Origin of the sequence: Paenibacillus litoralis (assembly GCF_046244365.1) — a bacterium.
Classification (GTDB): Bacteria; Bacillota; Bacilli; order Paenibacillales; family NBRC-103111; genus Paenibacillus_V.
Window position 1 is genome coordinate 4,700,790 of record NZ_CP176395.1, and the last position, 19,248, is coordinate 4,720,037.

Here is a 19,248-nt window from a genome sequence, read left to right on the forward strand (position 1 = left end):
TCCATTTACTTCCCCTCCTTTTTACCAATGATCGCGAGGAAGATCTCCTCTAATGTTGGCTGCTTCTCCACATACTCCAGCTTAGCGGTCGGAAACATCTTTTTCAGCTCCGGTAGCGTGCCATTGGCGATTATCCTGCCTTCGTGCAGAATAGCAATCCTGTCGGCAAGCTGCTCGGCTTCCTCCAAATACTGTGTGGTGAGAAGCACAGTAGTCCCTCCGTCGGCAAGCTCCTTGACAATTTTCCATACCTCCATCCGTGCCTCAGGGTCAAGCCCGGTGGTCGGTTCATCCAGAAAAATAATCTGTGGTTTGCCCACAATACTCAAGGCGATGTCGAGCCTGCGGCGCATCCCCCCGGAGTAAGTAGACACTCTGCGGTTTGCAGCATCAGTCAGACCGAAGCGTTTTAACATGTCGTCCGCAACCTGGCGAGGGTTTTTGAGGTATCTCAGCTTGGCAATCATAATCAGATTTTCCCGGCCAGTCAAAATTTCATCTACTGCTGCAAACTGCCCGGTCAGGCTGATCGTCTGCCGCACGTGATCGGGTTTGGCTGTGACATCATAGCCGTTTATGGCTGCGGTGCCGCCGTCTGGTTTTAGCAGTGTCGTGAGGATTTTGACAACCGTTGTCTTGCCTGCCCCGTTCGAGCCAAGGAGAGCGAAGATACTCCCCTTTTCCACCTCGAAATCTACACCTTTCAGCACTTGATGCTGCTTGTAGGATTTTTGCAGTCCTTTTACTTGAATGGAATTGGTTTGTACGGTTTGCATTTGATTACCTCCCTTAAATGAAAGGTTTGCCTACAATTTAATCAACACTTCCGTGCCGTCCTGAGTCTGGACATCGACCAGAACCGTCCCTTTGCAGCGTTGCAACTCCTTGATGAGCTGCCTGATCGCTTGCTTCGCGTTTTGGTTTTCGAGAATCGACAGCACCAGTTCAATTCCGAACCGGCTGCTGTCCGAATCAAAATCATGCTTCCGGCTCAAGTGCCCATCCGCATGTCCGCCGTGCTTGTTCAGCCAATCCTTCACTATGCGTTGGACTAAATTAGAGGTCAGTATACCGCTCCCCATGCGTAATACGGCGTAAGGGACCGGAATCGTAAAAGCGTGCTCCTTGTTTTTAACCTTCACATTCATCATGACCAATCACTCAATCACTACGGTGACGGTATCCCTTTCACCGGAGCGGATGTCAATGATTTGCCCGTCAAGCTCGTTCTCTATTGCATCGATCAGCAAGTCGATATCGATATCCTTCACATATTTCGCAGCCTGCGGAATATTGGACGCGATGCTGTGCCCCGCTCCTAGAACAGCCTTCACCAGTTTAATCGGCAAATTGACGCTGACATTATCGTTTTCTTGGGATATTACCCGTATTTTCAACGTTTTGTCTAAATAACCGCCGGATGCCGATGACTGTTTCTTAGCGTAGTCTGGTTTCCCCAGTACCTGCACGGCTTGCGATGTATGAGCCGTTTGCTTCTCCTTCAGCGCGTCAATCAACTCCGAAGCCTCGTTTGAATCAATTTTACCTTCCTGCATCATGGTCAGTACTTTGCCGATTTCTTCTTTCATCGATTCTTCAGCCTCCTTATTCATTCTTCAACATTTTGACCGCTTCATCCGCGGTGATTTCGCCATTCTGAAGCATGGAAATGACCTTCTTCTCATCGACTTCCGGCTTTTTCTGCGTTTCGTATCCTAGGGCCGTAATAATATCATTGAGCTTGCCGCGCACCGTCGGGTAAGAGATGCCGAGCTCTTTCTCAACTTCCTTTATGTTACCCCTGTTTACTAGAAAGGTGATCACAAAATGGAGCTGTTCCGGCGAGAGCAGAGCCAGCTTTGATAATTCAAACTTGTTCTCAATCGTCGTCCGGCAATGTCCGCATTCCAGCTTGACGGCGTATAGCGGATGGTTGCATACGGGACACTGTGTGATGATGGGATATTTCATACTCTACTCCTTTCTTTTTTTGAATTATAAATCAACATATTCAATTTGTAAATGCGTAATATTAATTATATTAATTCAATAATTAATTTTGTTGATTTTTAAGTTGTTATCCGTTTAAAAAAATGTTCTATTAATAAAAGCAAACACAGCCGTTGATTGATATACTGCCTTCTTCATGCTTCGAAATTGTAATCGACCGTTGCTAACGAGGTGTTCCTGCCCCTGCCGGATTCATTCAATCCCGTCATCGCCTCGTTCGCAGCGTTATGGACCCCATCATGGCATAACACGCAATCTATTCGGTACTGTACAAATTTTGTATTGCTGTATTCCGTTCCGTACTCCATGCTGTATTCTTTTCGGCGTTCTAAATCGCTTCCGGCCGCAGCTTCAAAGTATAGAAATCACCGAAGGAAATAACGCGGATATAGTGGTCCAAGGTGACGGAATCGTATTCTTCCCTAGAGCAGATGTTTTTTTGATTGCTCCCTTCGTAACGGAAGATCCCAACTACCCTCATCCCGCCGATTTCGCTTCCACAGGCGTCGCAAGCGGAAAGGTAAGCGTAAACTCTAAACCTCCCCTATTTACTATTACCTGTAAGTGATTTTGCTGTGTTATTCTGTATGTTAGCTTAGCACACTGGTCAAAGAGATTATTAGCATCCTTACCAATACCCCTATCTTCCATAGGGTCAAGCCGTATCGTTCGTCCGCGACAAGAACCTGTCCGGATGAACACAAAAAACCGCAACCTATGCGGGTATAATTCGGCGTATTTTCTTGTCGTCAGAAACTTCCGGAGCTCGGCAGAATGCCTATTGCGCGCTTCATTAGCAGACATCTGCTCACACTTAATTCGGCCCCCGTCTGTAGCAAATGTCACTGACTTCAAATCACTTGTTATTATACAATGGAAAGAAGATAACTATTTCGACTGCTTAATGGAGGTAAAGAGGAATGAAACAAGAGCATATCGTCCATTTTAAAATGATAAGCAAGGCGGGAACGCGGCTGCTAAGAGGACTTATTTATTTGGAGGAAAATCAAGAGCCTACCATACAAGACTTTGAGCAGTGCCTTAAAGACTGTGGTCACGATGTACGCATAGAAAATAAAGAGCAGTTCATTTTCAAAGCGTTTAAACCCGGAGAGGAGTATCTTATCGATGTTCTGGAAGATTACGAGGATTCTCATACGAGGGATCGGCATGCTGAAAGCTTGTTCAAAACGTTTACGAAAGACAACAATCCCTTTTAGTATGCAAATAAGCCTAATTTCTCAATCTTTTTCTTACAATTAATGTAGGAACATGTGTCTTTGGACACCGCGAAACGTACTCGTGTCCGAATTGGGCCCGCTTTATACGCCTAATCCCTTGCCACCCACCGCACGGGTCTAACCGGCTCGACGCCTGCGATTAAAGGCCGCTCGCGCTGAATGACGGCCAGCACTTCTTCTTGAGAGAGTCGGCATGAGCTTGAGCATCGCGCCACAGCTCAGTGACCCAGAACTCTTGTAAACATTTCCTATTCCTCCATTTCATTATTGGCTTAAGCACTTCAAGCATACAAAAAAACCACTGACAATTACGGTCAGTGGTTTTTCCTTAGCCTGGCAAAACAAGACTTGAGGTTCTTTGAATCGCTCTTCTTCATGCTACCTGTTGCACGACTACCAGAGTCGCTGCAATCAAAGTAATCACAAAGGCCGGTATCGCACTTCCGACAGGATGCTTGACTCTGAAATGTGAAAGACATGCCACCAGCATCGTAATGCCAATCCAAATGCCTGCCCATACGGCCACTACCGGATTCCAGTATCCGATTACAAGTCCGGCTGCCCCGGCTAATTGAACGAGCCCAGTAACAACTCGAAACCATTGCGGAAGTTTAATCGACTCGAACATTTCAACGAAATTTTTCGCACCTACCAGCTTGCTTCCGCCGCCAAAGGCCATGGTGACGAGCAGAAAACTTTGTAATATAACGAAAATGATCGTTATAAAATTCACCTCCCTTTTACAACTAGGCCAATGCCTTTTCAAGCTCGCCGCACCATTTACCCCAGCCATACCTAGCGCCTTCAAGACCATGAACATTGGCGAATCCGGTTTGTTCGAGATGAAGGTTAACCTTTCCTTCTCCTAAATCCTGCAGCGTCCAGGTGACCGTGTGCTTCTCTCCTCCGCTGGCCCAAGTATAGGACACCCGGTTTGGTGCCTCCACGATAAGCACTTCGCCGTCAATAATGCCATCCCAATATTCGGACGGCTGCGTGCGAAATTGAAAACGGTGTCCCACGACGGGCTTAAAATCATTTTCCATCGCCTGACCTGTGTGGATGTTGGCCACCCACTTGGCAAGCTTGCTTGAATCGGTTAAGGCGGACCAAAGCTTCTCGATCGATGTCGTGTACTGAAAATCCAAGGATAATACTAAACTCATTCTTCTTCCTCCTCTAATAGTTTGTTCAAGCGCAACATATTCGCACTCCAGAACTTGCTGTAGAAAGCTAACCAATCTTGAATTTCTCTGAGTGGAGAGGCGTTTAGCCTAAACAGCGTTTCTCTGCCGACTTTTCGGTCAAGTACCAGTCCGGCCTCTTTCAAGATTGTCAAATGCTTGGATACCGCTGTTCGGCCCATTTGAAACTGTGCCGTTAATTCATGAAGCGGCATCTCTGTCGCTTCTGCTAACAGACGAATCAGTCGTCGCCTAGTCGGATCTGCAATCGCGTCAAACACATCCCGCAACTGGTTGTTCTCGCTCACAACACCCTCTCCTAAACATTTTGTTTTTTTCTCGATTGGACACCATTTGGTGACAATTTGATTATAGGACACCATTTGGTGTCGTGTCAATAACTTTTTTAAACTAACTCCACATGAAAACTCTCAATCAGCAATGTGTAATCAACTATTGATATTATGTGTGCCATTTGGCTCCTTGCTTCAGATATTTTCAGAGCAGTTAAATGGCGGCCGCTCCTTGGCTTCCCCTGTTCAACATTTGTTAACAAAAAGGCTATGTTAAACTTTGTTGTTGATATTTGATATATACGAACTAATGTTCTATAATTAGGGTAATATCACTGTTCGGAGATGATTTACCCAAGGATTTAAAGGAACTGAAGAGACTTGCTGATACATTGGACGTATACTGTGACTTATCTTTGTTATCATGAACTGTGACAAGATGTTAATCGTTTGGAAGGAATTAGTAATTCTTGATAGAATAAATATGAAGATGATCAGGTAATAAATTTGTACACATAAGGAGATAAAACTATGGCAAAAAACAAATTACTTAGAATGGACAATGTTGGCATCGTTGTAGAATCCCTTGATGACGCAATCTCTTTCTTCGAGGAGATTGGCTTGAAGCTCGAAGGGCGAGCTACTGTCGAAGGTGAATGGGCTGGTCGCGTAACCGGGCTGGGTTCACAGTGTGTAGAGATTGCTATGATGGTTACCCCAGATGGCCACAGCCGACTTGAACTTTCGCGATTTCTCACCCCACCTACTATATCAGATCACCGAACTGCTCCTGTAAATGCCCTCGGTTATCTACGCGTCATGTTCACCGTTGAAGACATTGACGAAATGGTATCCAGACTCACTAAGCATGGTGCTCAGCTCGTTGGCGAAGTGGTTCAGTACGAGGACTCGTATCGGCTCTGCTACATTCGTGGAAATGAAGGACTTCTAATCGGTTTGGCGGAACAACTCGGTAATAAATAAGTGACGTTTAAAAGAAGACTTAACTGAAATATACATTAGAGTAAAAATAGAAACAGAAAAGCAGTGTGAACATATCTCGAAGAAGTCGGGTGCATCATATTAACACCGCATTCACGCTCCGGGTCTGGGCGACCCTCGGTCCCGGAAACAATATAGCCAACAAAAAAAGCTGAGCATTTCCCCAATAAAGGATATGCTCAGCTTTTGTTTTCTAAAAGGAATCGATCACCGTCAATTGTCTCTATACCGGTACTCGAAAAGCATCAATGGAATGGAAGGTGATGTAATTCGCATTATGAAAATTGCAAGCTCCGTTGATGGCGGTTCTGGAAACAGCTGCTATCCGGTCCCCGTCAAAAATCCAATCCACATACTGAAATCCTACCATGGAGCTATCCTCCGTCCAACCGTTATGCTCATAGTTCAAAATATCGCGAACGGCAGTCCATTCCTCCAGATTGTCGGAAACGGCAAGCGTCAGGATGTTGCGTTGATAAATATTTTCGGAATCGACGCGGTTGACCAGCGACCAGTACTGTTTGGACTTCGGATCATAAGCGATCGTGAACTTGGACATGCTGCCGTGGAACGGAATCACCTTCCGGAACGTCATCGGCTCCGCGGGGCGCTCCTTATCGACGTTTAGCATGATGGCTCGGCCGTAATCCGGCGTTCCGCCGTTCGTATTGTATCGCAGTACATTGACGAGATCGCCTCCCGGCGTGATAGCAATGTTCCCTTCCAGCACACTGGGAGCGTCACCTCCCTCAATCGTGTCCGGCCAGCCGTCATCATAAGGGAGGAACGGCGGCACCGTCCAACTGGCTGGATCGAGCAGATCCGCGTCCTCCGAAGCGGACACAACTCCTGCCTTGTGACCGCCAAGCATCCAGGAGCCGAACTCCAAAGCGGTCCAGATGCGTCCGTGATGAACGACGACTGGCACCGGAGCTTTATGCGGTCCGCCTGTTTTCCGTGATCCTCCTGCAAGGATGGTACGGGGAGCGCTCCACGTTTCACCCCCGTCCACGGATGCGCCGATGAGCAGTTTGCCGTATTCCGTGCTGCAGGCGATCATATACAAACGATCGCGGTGGACGAACAATTTGCCCCAGAAGCACGGATACAAATACGTAACGAACGTCCAGTTGTTACCCTCGTCCTCCGAACGGAAGACGACGGTCAGATTTTGACCGCCCTCCCCCCAGTATACGTCGTGGGATGCCAGAAGCCGTCCGTCGGGAAGCCGGACAAGCGAAGGACTGGCTGGGGAACGCCCGGAAAAATCATATGTGTAATCGTCCGGATGAATGTAGTTGATCACCGTGCCGGGGACGATCCCAGGCCGAACTAGCCGCACCGGGCTATGCGCGACGATTCGCTGCGATTGACGGTCAACAGCCGTCAATCGCACTTCGTAATCTCGTCCGTTTTCAAGCGAGGTTATCGTCAAGGTTCCCGACGGTCCTTCAATCGCACGGATATGTTTCCCGACATCCCCTTTTTGGCCGTATTCCGCCCGATACTCCAGCCTGTCCGGATTGACATCTATACGATGCTGCCAATCCATTCGCACACAACCGTCTCCCGGCGCCAGGCGGGTGATATGCAAATCCCTCCCGGCTTCGTTTGAGCCCGTCGCTGCTCGGAACAGCTCGTTCTGATCCTTTATGCCCCAAGATTGCGTATCCATACCGGTCTCCTTTCATGCCCGCATTGCTTCATGCAGATTTACCGTAATCCCGAAGCGCTTTGCTTCCGGAATTTCCATTCGTTCCCCGTTCGGCAGAACGATTTCGACAGGAATAAGCGGAGGTCCATCCAAAGCCAAGCTGAATTTGTTCGAACTTTCAACGTACCATTCCACTTTCACGTTACCGTGAGGCGTAGCGACTTCGCCCTTAGCCCAAGTCAAATGGCCGGTTTGAGGAGCGACGCGAATTCGTTTAAAGCCCGGCTCGGCAGGCTTAACGCCTAATATTTCGGCTGTAAATTCATACAGAGGAACCGCCCCCCAGGCGTGGCAATCGCTTCGCTGCGATACCGGGTCCTCCACCCATGTCGTCAAATTCAAGCTCGCAAGCCGCCGCCAAATATCCCACATCTCGAAAGAATGCCGATAAAGTCCTGAAGCCGACAGCGCACGGAACAGAAAATAGGACATGGCATAGGATACCGCCGGGAGCGTATCATCCTTCATCATCCTCAGTATCAGCGTTTGTGCTTGCTCCTCTTGAACCGTACCGGATATGACGCTCCAGATTTGCGCATGCTGACTGAAAGCGTCCGCTTCAGGCCCGTCGCGAAAAAGCTGTCTTTCCCTTGACCAACAGTTCAAACGTACTGCTTTCCACGGTAGCCTCGTGATGTAATCTCAATTTCTTGTGTCCAGATTCCAAAAGCGCAAGTGTTATTCTCCTAATAAGACATTTGCTAACTTTCGGGGGCAGTGCGCCAAATAAATAACCGTCCGGGAAACCGAACGGTTGGTTCAAGCTAAGGACGCGCCCATTTAGGGCCTTGCCACGTATGGATAAAGTACCATGTCTCTCCGTTCGGAGCTGCCCACTTACGAGAGGCGGTCACTGTTTGCGGGCTCAACAGCATCTCATAGGAACCGTCAAAGTACGGCTTGCTCAGCACGACGGACGATTCGGTCAGAGCGACCTCCACGAGTCCTTGCTCCACGCCAAGCTTCGCATCATTCTCCCAATCACCAGTCATCTGAACTGCCGCTTCCATGGAAGGATTTACCCACTTCCCCGTACCATCTATCAACACGAAATACCAGCTGTCCTGCTTGCCGAGGGCTTGCAGTGTTTGCGGGAGCTGCTCTTTCTCCTCCTTGTAGCCGGTAAAAGGAAGTTTGTAAAAATGAAACGGAGTCGTCATAACGACGCTTTGCTTCACCGGTTCTACCCGTTCAATTCCGAGTCCATAAGCTTGATCCTGATGAACCCACCGGAGGCCTTTCGGGGTCTCCACCTGATACCAGACGCTGGGAGGGACCATTCTCGCCTGTTGAGTGTACTTTGCCTTAGGCTGGACGACCTGAGGCTCCGGCCTAGGTTCGTCTCTCAGCGGTTTATCGAACGGGTACGGATATACCTCCATGGAGCCGTCCAGCACAATCATGCCCTCTACAGGAGTGCCTACGTATCTCTCTGCAAAATGATAGGGACGAATCCACTGCTCTCCAAGCCAGGAGGTACGGATGAGATACCACCTTTCGTTTCCGAAACAGGCATTGTACGGGTCACATACCGGAATCGAGGCAATTGCTTGAACCTGCTGTGGAGCCAAAGCGTAAGAGGTGTGGAGGGCACCCGGGGTTTGATATAGCTCGGTTTGCTCCTGAAGCAGGGTGAGTGTTTGTTCCAGAACCGTCAGCTTACCGAACTTGTAGGAGCCTTCCTTTAGGTTGAGCCAAGCCGGCCCGAGCCAGGTTTCTACGACAACCTTTTGCTTGCTGGAGATGCCGATCCATGTGCTTTGGTCCTCATTCAAAGCAAGTCGCACCGATTGCATCGAACCGAGAGCACCTATTGCTTCGCTCGGTTTGGTCTCGGCACTGGAATACAGAGTAAAATCACTGAGCAGGGTGACGTACGGCTGATTGATCTCTTCGCCTAATGTGGGCGCGGCGGGCTCCGCTTGTACCGCCAACGAAGGCAGCAGAAGCACCGCGGCCAACAGGGTAAGTAATCTTTTGTACATAGTTTCACACTCCTTTTCTCCTTAGACGTATATTCCGCTAGAAAAGTTACCAGGCCGCTTCCAATACTCGGACGGGGTTTCTCCGGTCATGCACTTAAACACACGATACTATTCCGATGGTTCCGGCAACTCATTCTCATTTTCCCTGACCAATAGTAAACCGTCAACAATCCCGGCTAATGATATAAGTCAGCAAATGTTTCAAAAATACGGGATTGCGCGGCAGCTTTTTCAGCTCCTTCATGGCGAGGCAGTAGTGCTCCCACATCTCTTTTTTGGCGCCCTCCCGGCCCAAGACGGTCACGAAAGTCGAGGAGTTGTTTTCAATGTCTTTGCCGGCAGGCTTCCCAAGTACACAAAGATTCCCTTCTGCATCAAGCAGGTCATCCTTGATCTGAAAGGCAATGCCCGCATGATAGGCAAATTTGGTTAAACCGGCAATTTCCGCCGCCTCGGCTTTAGCGAGAATGGCCGGCATGACCAGCGATGCCTCAAAGGCGATTCCGGTTTTGTAAAAACATATGCTGTTCAATTGCTCCAGTGTCAGCACTTTTCCTTTGGATTGCAAATCCATCGCCTGTCCCGCGCACATGTCCCCCGCCCTTTGGGACGAATATTGCATCAGGGCCATCACGACTTTGGCGTCAAACCCGTCCAAGGAAGCCTGTTCTTCTATCGCTTTCTGGATCAGAAACAGACCGGTTAATTCCGCGGTGGCGCTATCGTGCACCTCGTGCAGGGTTGGACGCCCTCTACGGACGGACGCGTTGTCCTGCGACGGCAAGTCATCGAAGATCAGGGAGGCCGTATGCATATATTCCAACGATCTCAGCAGCGGAGCGATCGCGGCTGCCTGAAGCCCGTATTCGTCGACTCCCATGACCCAGGCCAGTATGGGCCGCAGTCGTTTGCCGCCCCCTTCGAGACTGTAATTGGCGGAGTAGATAATCGCCTCCTTCATCGGCGGTATCCCGTCTTGCTTCTGAATGAGTAGCAGACTGTTAATTTGCTCTCGAACCGTTTTGACCTTATCAAGAAATTGCTGCTTTTCTTTCCGCTCATTTTTCAGAACGGTCACCATCTGGTCCCGGAGCAGCTTGTCGAAAAAATTCACATCGTCCGCTTTTCTGACCATTTGCTGGACAAGTCGATTGAATTCCGGAATTCCGGAGGTGAACGCACCTACGATTTCGTTATACGTTTCCACGCCTACGCGCTGCCTGCATCGTTTTAAACCGTTGACGGCACGGTCGAGAATCACTTCCCGAGTTTTGGCGTCGGCATCATATACGTGATGGATCAAATGCGAGATGACCGCCCAATACAGCTCAAAGGGATTGATCAAGTCCGGACGCTGGCCGCGATAGGTCAAATAATACGTAAAGGGTGTCACCGCTCCGGCCTTCATATCTTCAAACATATCCGCAAAATCGTCAGCAAGCTGGTTGTAGATGCCATAATAAAAGGTTCGTTGGTCGAAGCCTTCGTCCACTGGAGCATCAATGACAGACCGGACAATCAGCCGGGAAAAGGCGGATTTCAAGATGATCGGCACATACAGCTCTTCGTTCGTGTAATCCGGATTCGAAAGCTCCTTTATCCGGTCCATATCCTGGGCATGAAAAAAAATATAAGATTTTTCAAAAAAAAGGTGCTGCGTTTCCGGTCGCTGATGCCTTTTGATATAAGCGTAAGCGTCCCGAAGCTCGGCGTGCACGAATCGAATCAATTCCTTGTTTGGTCCGGCCAATTTCCCGGGCTCCGGCACGGTTCCGGTGAGAAGTGAGGTTCGGATCATGCGGCCATATTGTTCTTTCTCTCGAACCGTTAAGACCGGGGAATCGAGCAGATCATCGATAAAAGGATACGTCAGGCCGTAAGAATACCCGAGTCGGATTGCTTCATCCAGTTTGCGCGCACGCTCCGCAGGCGATGTATGGTCGCCCATCTCTTCGATAACATGCAGAACAACCCCGGTAATGATTTTGATGAGCTTGCGCAGCGAGTGCTCGGCGTTCATTTCCTTCGGAATGTGCGCGGAAACGGTTTTGAGCTTGTCGATTACCCAGATTATGGCGTTTTCTATTCCTTCCTTCCCGGCCCAACGGTACAGCCCGGCCAAGCTCATAAACTCCGGATCTGCCCCCCCATTTGACGCTGCGGAACGAATCAAGTACCTTTTGACGTCGGCGACTACCCGCTGAATCCGGGTCTGGGTGGCGGGAGCATTCAGCGACTTGCCCAAATCGCGCATGTAAATATAGGAGACGCTTCGATCCAGGAAACCATCCAGTTTGCCCTTATGGTTCAGCCAGCGTATATAGTTGTTATAATCCCGGGGATCCGGTTTTCGAATGGCTTGTGAAAAAAAGGACAGCAGCGAATTACGGTCCATATGGCTTTTTTTCCACAATTGAAAGTCTTTCGTCAAAGCAGGTACATAGGATTTCTCCTTGACCTGCTCATAAAGTGATGCAAAATATTGAGCCGCCTTTCGCTCGGCCAGCCGATACCACAGATCCGCTTGAAGCGTAATTTCCTCATTCATAGACAGTTCCCTCGACTTCTGTTTTTGTTAAACAATAATCCATGAAAGGGATTATGTTTACATTTCTATACGTGAAAGTCGGGATCGGGTTACGAAATCGGCTGAGGTTGGGCGGTTTCATACGTCTACAGAAAAAAGCCGAATGGATCGTTCTCATCCACTCGGCTTTTACGGTTATTTTACAATAATTTGTATAACATCACTTACCGTTGTTCCACTTCCATTCATAAACTCGCCGCGATATTGATAAATGCCAGGAGCTTTTCCCGAAATTCGTGTAATTGCCGATTGGGCACTTGGTGTGTGTGAAGACAAAGATTGCGTTTCAATAAGTTCGCTATTTTCATATAATCGATATTGTGTTGCATTCGTGCCCCACCACATATTAGCCGTAATGGTATAGATCCCATCTTGATCCCAGTTGTCATTGGACAACACAGGTTTGCCGGGATTCGCATTAGCCACAGTGACGGTGTGCGGCTCACATGAAGTTTTTCCATACAAATTCGATAACTCACATGTATACGTATAGGTTCCGTTTGGCTTATTTTGAATAGGAATAATGGAAATCTGGGCTGCCGGCGATGCATCGGCCAGTGACTTCGTTTGGATCAATTGGCCGTTCTCGTACAACTTATACAGGGAGCCATTGTTTCCCCACCACATATTCATCGTAACCACATAATTGCCATCATGTAAGCCTGTCGCAACACCACTTGTATTCGAAAGTGTCGGTTTCCCTGGTACCCCGTTCGCAAGCACTGCCCGACTGACGGAATGCCGTTCGAACTTGACTGCATCAGCCCTCGTATAGATCATATCGGCAGGAAGGGTTGGCGGATCTACCGTTGTCGGGGTCTCCCTGGTTAGACGAACATACTCGCTGCCGTCTCCGTTAAAGTCGAACGTCCCCAGATTAACCCAACCCGACGAGCCGACTGTCGCATCGATATACGTGACCTCGGTAACCGATTGATGCTTCACTTCCACTTTGACATGATTATCGTTTGCCGTCGTATGGACGAGCTTGTAGATGGAGACCGTATATCTCCCCTCTGGAAACAGGCCCTTCCACGTCGCCGATGATCCTTGAACTGTAGAGTAACGGGACTTAACACCAATTTTGTATCCGGCTAAATTGCTTTGGCTCCAAGACCCTTCCGTAACGTATAACCCGGTCGTATTCGTGCTGTCGACAATAATCGTTAGGTCCCTGATCGTTATAGTCAAAGGCGGTGTTGTTAAGGTCACTCCGTCAATCGTTACAGTGGCCCACACCTCAATGTGATCCGTTTCTCCATCGAGATTTTGAAGGGTCAACAAACCGCTGCTGTTCACTTCAGCCAGATCGGTTCGATCAACGAAATACTGCACATTTGCCTGTGCCAGATCACCGATCAGACCGTTATCCAAATAGCCGGTTACACTCAGTTGAGCAGTTTGAGTCATCTGCAGATCGTCCCGATCCGACTTGATGGCCACAGACTCCAATTGCGGCATCCTATTCGGGTCCACCCACATCATCGCATCGGCAACTACCCGTGACTTGTTGGCCTTATTGGTTAATTCCACATACCCGCTATCGCCTGCTGCGAAAGGATAAGCTCCCAGGAACACCCAAGTTCCATTGGCCGTTGTCTCATCAACGGTAACCGTCTCGGAACCCCCGCTATAATAAACGGTAAAAGAGGCATTCGTTGCCCAATTTTCACTCGTGGCGGTTATTTGCGGAAGCTTGTAATACACACTGTAAGTGACACTTTCCGGCAGCTCAGGCCGCCATAGAATCCTGCTTGTTGCTGTGCCGGCAGCCGATTTGGCATACACATAGTTATCATAGTAATAGTCGTTAGCCGTTGTATCCCGTATCCAGACGCCTTCTGTCTCCGCTTCCGTATTATCTACAATGATAGATGAACCATCCTGCCAATCCGGTTGGACCGGAGTTACCGTTACCTGATCAGGCAGATATAGTGTCCGCTTGCGGGTCTGTTTTCCGTCCGATTCCACATAATAAGTGAAGGTTTGGGATAAATCGTTTACCCGTATCGACCATTCCATCGGATATATCGTATCTGGAATGGTCGTGTACGTGGCCCCGCCATCCAAAGAGTAATGGATCGTCGCCGGTTTCGTCGTTTTTGCCTGCACATAAGCATCGTAGGCCGTTTCGTCGGGCTTGACGATTAGCATGCCTTTAGCCGCATCTATTGGACTGTGGATATCGAAGAAATAGCTTGCATCCGATGTATCGGCAGTTCTGACTTGGTGCAGCGGCACATCAATGTTGAGTCCCTCCACAATGATAGCGGTTATTCCCTTGCTTGAAACCGTGGCATGAATGATTCCACCTCTCATAACCGCTTGCTCTGGTGTGCCATTATCGCGGATGATGGTTACGGTATAATCTTGTGCCGGGTTGAACCCAATGATTTGCGCATTCAATTCGATCGGAGTCTGAACTTCAGCTGACGATTCGTTGCTTAACCCGATATAGAATTTATTCCCGCTCTCTCCCGTTATCCAGTTCAATTGAGGATGGTTGGTCTGGATAATCCCCTTGGGCATCCAGAGCCAAACGTCGGAATTGCCGTAAAAATGACCTGGTTTATTCCCATAGAGATGATATTTGAACCATAAAAAATTGGTTTCGAATACGGAAGGGAATGTAATACGCCCATTCGATTTCAACGATTGTTCGCTGATCAGATAATCCATCGTTTGCCCGAGCTGCGCCGGCATATGGTGATAATAGATGGATGTAGCCCCGCTTGGACCTTCCAGAGGAAAATCCGGTTCAAGTTGACTAACGGCGAAGCCCTTGTAGTAATAACCCGGATAGCTGGAATATCGTCCGATGACCGCATTATGAGCAATATCCTGCAGCAGCTTATCACCTGTATAGAGCGACAATCTCAGCATGAAAGGAGCCTCCTGAGCATTCATCCGGTAATAGCCGGTTGTACTTCCCGCCTCAAACGTCAACCCGTTGGGTGAAACAAGCCAACTGTCCGCTTGTACGCCCCCGGCTACATCTTCAGGGAGCTTGCTCCTAGGATATGCGTATTTACCGCTTTCCGGCCAATGGAACGACTCCGCGTAATTATACGTCTCCGGCTGCGGAATCGTAACGGTGCCTCCAGGAACGGGACGAGCAACGAACATGGTGGCATACTGTTTGGCTTCCTTGTACGCGGCATTCAAGTATTTGGGATCCTTTGTTTCTTCGTATAGCTCCAAGATCTCCATCCACAGCTTGCTATAATAATAAATGAACTCATTTTTACTCACATTCACGGATTCAGGAGTATCGATATTTTGAATGATATAGCTGTCGGCTGCAGCCTTGGCAGCCTGTAAATACTGCGCATCCCCCGTCATACGATACATCATCAGGGGCTGAATGACAGGACCCCGGTCTTTCTGGTCAGGATTGCGCACGAGGTACTCTTCCTGCCCCAGCGCTTGAATTCCTGCCGAAGTGCCCATCATCTGATTGACAGCGGCTACGCTTGAAACATCGAACGGCAAGGTTGCCATTTTCCATAACGACGGCACGCTGTATACCGGCTTCTGCGTCGGCGACCAACCGATACCACTCCGGGATACACCATACTGGATGGACGGCAGCGCCCTCGTATCGTATAGCTGGTCGTCCCCGGTCAGATAGTAGGCTCCCAGAAGAACCGCATTTGATGTTGTTCGAACGCTATCCTCGTTCTCGATATCAATGAAGCCCTTGGCTCGGTTCCACCACCCGCTGGGCGACGGGACATAATGGACAGAGTCGTCCCCCTGCGGCTCTATCTTGAGCAGATCGATCATATTGAACATCGCGTCAGTAAGCGACTGATCTGCGACATTTTCCCGGTATGCCGAATAACCGTATTCATTGCGGAGAATATCCTCGTAGGCCTCATACAGACTGCTGCTTTGAGCGATTAGCCCCATATGAAACTGGTACGTGCTTTCTGCAGTCATTTGCGAATAAGTCCCTAGCTGAGGAGCATAAAGGATCGGCTGCACGCTGCCTTCGTTGTTGACAAGACTCATGCCAAGCCGTTGTTTCGTAACGCCTCCCGTCGGTTCAAATTCGACCGGAAGCTCTTCCGACGGTACAAATACGCCATACGACAAAGCGTTCCCCGCGCCGTCATTCTTCTCAACCAGACTCATCGGAGCGCTCAGCTCCCTCAAGCTTGTTGATTCCACCGAACCTACCATTTTCGCATGCGACCTGAAACCATTTAACACTTCATTGACGCCAGAGATTAGCTCTGTTGTGAAAGACTGATATCCGATCACATAATTGCCATCCCGGCGAGGTGTAAAGGCGAAGGAAACATCCGGTTTGTCCCCTGATAGGGACCAGTTCACTTTTAAATCGTAATCGCTTCCATGCAAAGAGTCGGTTAATACCGCCGTGTGGCTATCGGGAAAATGAATCCCGTCGAATGTAATCCAGCGTTTGTTCATCGTATCGTAGTAATTGGTTCGACTCCCCGCATTCCCATCCAATAAAACCCATTGTTCTTCAAGTCTTTCCGCCACATTATTGACTGGCACCCAGTTCCTCGTATTCGTGTCCTTGTAGAACATATCACGAACGATGGATTTGCCTCCATCCCATGCTGCTTCATAGAAGGTCACCTTATAGCTTGCGTTTTCGATGCTGCCTTTTTCCGTGTAACTGAGATTCGTCAATGTGCGGCTGCGCAGCGGAGGCAACGGTGGAGCTTGCTGCCGGATATTTCCTTCGAACTTGACCGCATCGGCCCGCGTAATGATGGTGCCCGTCGTAGGTTGCGTTCGAGTCAGCCTGACAAATTCGGTATCATCACCACTGAAATAATACTCCCCCAAATCAACCCATCCGACAGATGGGCCAGACGAGGGCCTCAGATCCATAAACATGACATCCGTAATCCCATTGTGAACGATCTCGATCTTTACATTACTATCCGCTTTATCCGCCCAATCAAGCTTATAGAACGATATTCTCGCCGTTCCTGCTTCCAAGCGCGGATTCCATGTAATGCTTCTTCCTACAGCATCCGTATATTTGGAACTGGAATTATTGTATCCCTTCACTCCCGCACTTGAGGTCCAATAAGGAGCGGAGTACCCGTTATTCGCGTTATCCGCATCCGCGGTGACGATACTATCAATCGTGATGCTTCCATCATCAATGATGATCGTCTTATGCGGCTCTTTCTGCTGAATATTCCCTTCGAACTTGACCGCATCAGCACGCGTAAGTATAGTGCTGGTGGTGCTGGTAGACCGGGTCAATTTAACGAATTCTTCACCAACCCCGGAAAAATAGTACTCTCCCAAATCAACCCATCCCGCAGGAGCGCCAAACGAAGGTCTCAGATCCATAAATAGAACATCCGTCGTTCCATTATGAACGATTTCAATTTTTACGTTGCTATCCGCTTTGTCCTCCCAGTTAAGCTTATACAACGATATTCTCGCCGTTCCTGCTTTCAATCGCGGATTCCACGATATCGTTCTGCCTGCTGTACTCGTATATTTGGAACTGGAATTATCATACCCCTTCACCCCTGTGCTTGTAGTCCAATTCGGAGCCGAATATCCGTTGCTCTCGTTACCCGCATCAGGTGTCACAACACCATCGATCGTAATGCTCCCGTCATCGATGATGATCGTCTTATACGGTAAGGTCTCCGCATTAGCGGTCCTTATTCCGACTAGGCTTAAAGGAACTACTATCGTCATGATGAAAACGATTAAGAAAAACAGCTTCCTTTTTATCATACAACTCACAGCCTCTCCGCATATTGACAACGCTTACAAAACAATCATTCCCTCCTTCACTCGAATGATCGCAAAGAAGCAATTAGCCTTTTCCGTATGGCTAATTGCGCTCCGTCTTTTTGATCATAGCATGTCACCTATCCGAGAAATTTCTTTCATTTCAAGAATTTCTTATAAGATTTTAAGTAAAAAAGAAACCTACATCGTAATCGGACCGCTCAACTGCAGTCAGATACGATGTAGGTCTTCCAAGCCGATCCTATCCATTATAATGGCGGCTGTACCAATAACAACTTCCCAAGCTGGATCACCGTTTGATCGTACCAATCCGGATGCTGCCGAACATGCTCCATGCTTCGTTCATTGCCGCATGCCTCAAACACGGCCGCTTTGTCTGTCTTCTCGGCATCGACTTCGAAGCGAACCGTATGCCTCCCATTCGGGAGCTCCGGCAAGAAAACATACTGATTCCGATTATGATCGTTATGTGGTGTGAATCGGTCGACAAGGAAGGGTTCCCCGCCATCCACCGTCACCTTCAATCTGCCGGAATCCGGCCCCCCGATATCGAACAACCCGATGTGGGTGCCTTCGAATTGCACCGTGATAGCCTCTCCGGGATCGACTGCTCGCCATAGACCGGGGAACAACCAATTATACTCGCGTACCAAAGCGAAATCATCGGGGGTTCTGTAAATCCACCCTGCTGAAAAGTTGGAAATGTCATCCAGTGGCAGCATAGCCGCGTACTCCCAAGGATTGTCCGGGACCAACGGGTCCTCAGGCAAGTTATGTTCCCCGCTTCCCGAGTGATCTCGAAGTTCGCTAATTTGCTCAAATGACCGGGTGATCGTATCCGTGTAAATCTGGTGTCCTTCTGGAATTGTCGGATGGATCGAATCATGCGTAAAAACAACGGCTCCGGGAATGGACTGGTCTGCCCCTGAGGTAAAAATGAGCTTTCCCTCGGACACCATTTGACAGACCGCTACGCCCAGATGAATCGAAGGAATACCGTAATAATCGGCCACTTCCTCTTGCATAAGAGCCCCCTTCTGGTATTCCCCAGACTGAAATCCGACCACATCCCGCTCCTTCACCGTATAAACGAACAGGATATCGGTAAACCGGCTCCGCTTGCGGATCTGACGGACAATTCCTTCGATCCGCGCCTTGGACTCGGGAACTCCGCCATCGTTACCGACAAATTCAACAAACACTAGATCAGGCTGATGACGCAGAACATCCGTCTCCAAACGGGCGCAGCCCAAATCCGATCCTGTCCCAGAAATACCAGCATTCACAGAGCGGATATCCGCCTTGGGATATTGCCCTCGAAGCCAATCCGCCGTCATGACCCTGTATCCTTCAGAACGCGTATTACTGCCGCCAAAATAGACGATTGTCACTGTTTCCCCATTTTCCAACTTTTGAATTACATTAGGTAGCCCTCTTCGAGGGAAAAATTCCTTCATCGCGACTTCACCTGA

15 protein-coding genes are annotated in these 19,248 nt (G+C 48.9%); 2 read left to right on the plus strand and 13 right to left on the minus strand.

What is annotated here, in order from left to right; genetic code table 11:
* Nucleotides 1–5: 5 nt before the first annotated feature.
* From ACKGJP_RS19530 to ACKGJP_RS19545, 4 genes are read right to left on the minus strand one after another with little or no spacing between them, the layout of a single operon-like run.
* The gene (locus tag ACKGJP_RS19530) at nt 6–776 is read right to left on the minus strand and encodes an ABC transporter ATP-binding protein (protein ID WP_409340491.1); all 771 of its coding nucleotides are present in this window, start codon (nt 774–776) and stop codon (nt 6–8) included.
* A 30-nt stretch (nt 777–806) separates the two neighbouring features.
* Entirely contained in the window at nt 807–1,151 is a 345-nt protein-coding gene (locus ACKGJP_RS19535; protein ID WP_409340492.1) for a hypothetical protein, read from the minus strand.
* Between the two features lie 6 nt (nt 1,152–1,157).
* Nucleotides 1,158–1,589, minus strand: a complete 432-nt coding sequence (locus tag ACKGJP_RS19540; RefSeq protein ID WP_409340493.1) for a hypothetical protein — start codon at nt 1,587–1,589, stop codon at nt 1,158–1,160.
* A gap of 16 nt (nt 1,590–1,605) precedes the next feature.
* Nucleotides 1,606–1,971: a DUF2089 domain-containing protein gene (locus ACKGJP_RS19545; RefSeq protein ID WP_409340494.1), complete on the minus strand. Its 366-nt coding sequence runs from the start codon at nt 1,969–1,971 to the stop codon at nt 1,606–1,608.
* A gap of 959 nt (nt 1,972–2,930) precedes the next feature.
* Here ACKGJP_RS19545 and ACKGJP_RS19550 point away from each other — a divergent pair.
* Nucleotides 2,931–3,230: a hypothetical protein gene (locus ACKGJP_RS19550; protein ID WP_409340495.1), complete on the plus strand. Its 300-nt coding sequence runs from the start codon at nt 2,931–2,933 to the stop codon at nt 3,228–3,230.
* 394 nt (nt 3,231–3,624) lie between these two features.
* Here the strand turns inward: ACKGJP_RS19550 and ACKGJP_RS19555 are convergent, their stop codons facing one another.
* Genes ACKGJP_RS19555 through ACKGJP_RS19565 form a run of 3 tightly spaced genes read right to left on the minus strand, consistent with a single transcriptional unit; the run spans nt 3,625 to nt 4,743 of the window.
* On the minus strand, nt 3,625–4,044 hold the full coding sequence (locus ACKGJP_RS19555) for a DoxX family protein (RefSeq protein WP_409340496.1): 420 nt from the start codon (nt 4,042–4,044) through the stop codon (nt 3,625–3,627).
* Nucleotides 3,998–4,417: an SRPBCC family protein gene (locus tag ACKGJP_RS19560; protein WP_409340497.1), complete on the minus strand. Its 420-nt coding sequence runs from the start codon at nt 4,415–4,417 to the stop codon at nt 3,998–4,000. The genes ACKGJP_RS19555 and ACKGJP_RS19560 overlap by 47 nt, the downstream gene beginning before the upstream one ends.
* Nucleotides 4,414–4,743, minus strand: coding sequence for an ArsR/SmtB family transcription factor (locus tag ACKGJP_RS19565; RefSeq protein WP_409340498.1), 330 nt, complete (start codon nt 4,741–4,743; stop codon nt 4,414–4,416). Before ACKGJP_RS19565 ends, ACKGJP_RS19560 begins: the two co-directional genes overlap by 4 nt.
* Before the next feature lie 516 nt (nt 4,744–5,259).
* Between ACKGJP_RS19565 and ACKGJP_RS19570 the strand changes: the two genes are divergently transcribed.
* Entirely contained in the window at nt 5,260–5,712 is a 453-nt protein-coding gene (locus ACKGJP_RS19570) for a VOC family protein (RefSeq protein ID WP_133235270.1), read from the plus strand.
* 241 nt (nt 5,713–5,953) lie between these two features.
* On the opposite strand, the gene ACKGJP_RS19575 is transcribed toward ACKGJP_RS19570, so the two are convergent.
* The 6 genes from ACKGJP_RS19575 to ACKGJP_RS19600 form a co-directional block, all read right to left on the minus strand.
* Nucleotides 5,954–7,405, minus strand: a complete 1,452-nt coding sequence (locus tag ACKGJP_RS19575) for a hypothetical protein (RefSeq protein ID WP_409340499.1) — start codon at nt 7,403–7,405, stop codon at nt 5,954–5,956.
* Between the two features lie 12 nt (nt 7,406–7,417).
* Nucleotides 7,418–8,050 (minus strand): alpha-L-rhamnosidase C-terminal domain-containing protein, encoded by a 633-nt coding sequence (locus tag ACKGJP_RS19580; protein WP_409340500.1) that lies wholly within the window; start codon nt 8,048–8,050, stop codon nt 7,418–7,420.
* Between the two features lie 158 nt (nt 8,051–8,208).
* Nucleotides 8,209–9,429: a hypothetical protein gene (locus tag ACKGJP_RS19585; RefSeq protein ID WP_409340501.1), complete on the minus strand. Its 1,221-nt coding sequence runs from the start codon at nt 9,427–9,429 to the stop codon at nt 8,209–8,211.
* A 163-nt stretch (nt 9,430–9,592) separates the two neighbouring features.
* Nucleotides 9,593–11,977, minus strand: a complete 2,385-nt coding sequence (locus ACKGJP_RS19590; protein WP_409340502.1) for a polyprenyl synthetase family protein — start codon at nt 11,975–11,977, stop codon at nt 9,593–9,595.
* Nucleotides 11,978–12,151: 174 nt separating this feature from the next.
* Nucleotides 12,152–17,758, minus strand: coding sequence for a hypothetical protein (locus ACKGJP_RS19595; protein ID WP_409340503.1), 5,607 nt, complete (start codon nt 17,756–17,758; stop codon nt 12,152–12,154).
* Between the two features lie 266 nt (nt 17,759–18,024).
* Nucleotides 18,025–19,233: a GDSL-type esterase/lipase family protein gene (locus tag ACKGJP_RS19600; RefSeq protein WP_409340504.1), complete on the minus strand. Its 1,209-nt coding sequence runs from the start codon at nt 19,231–19,233 to the stop codon at nt 18,025–18,027.
* Nucleotides 19,234–19,248: the final 15 nt, after the last annotated feature.